The organism is Microvirga sp. GCM10011540 (genome assembly GCF_042650665.1).
GTDB lineage: Bacteria > Pseudomonadota > Alphaproteobacteria > Rhizobiales > Beijerinckiaceae > Microvirga > Microvirga lenta.
Genome location: NZ_JBHSBQ010000043.1, coordinates 1 through 509, shown reverse-complemented (window position 1 = coordinate 509; position 509 = coordinate 1). Strand labels below are relative to the sequence as shown.

General features: G+C 68.8%; 1 protein-coding gene. It reads left to right on the top strand.

Features of this window, described 5'->3' with window-relative positions; all coding sequences use genetic code 11:
- The coding region (locus tag ACFOYU_RS15140) for a cadherin repeat domain-containing protein (protein WP_377034228.1) at positions 1–509 on the top strand (509 nt) is incomplete at both ends.

Here is a 509-nt window from a genome sequence, read left to right as displayed (position 1 = left end):
GACACCCTGACCAACATCCGCTTCGCCCGCTTCGAGGCCGAGAACAAGACCGTCGCGCTCATCAACAGCGCTCCCATCAGTCTGGCGCTCTCCGGTGCCGCTGTGGCCGAGAACGCCGCCGACGCCCAGATCGGCCGCCTCACGGCCACCGATGCGGACGGGGATGCGCTCACCTACTCCATCGAGACGGACGCGGACGGCGCCTTCGACATCCGCGACGGCTATCTGGTCACCCGCCGCGCCCTCGACTTCGAGGCCAAGGCCCAGCACTCCGTCACCGTGAGGGTGAAGGACTCCTGGGGCGGCGAGGCCACGCAGAGCTTCACCGTCAGCGTCACGGACGTGGCGGATACCCCCACCGACCCGAACAACCCCGGCACTCCGAACAACCCCGGCAACCCCAATCCTCCGCTGCCGGTCGATCTGGTGCTGCGCGGCACCTCGCGGGGCAACCGGCTGACCGGTGGGGACGGCAACGACATGCTCTACGGCAAGAGCGGCAAGGACGT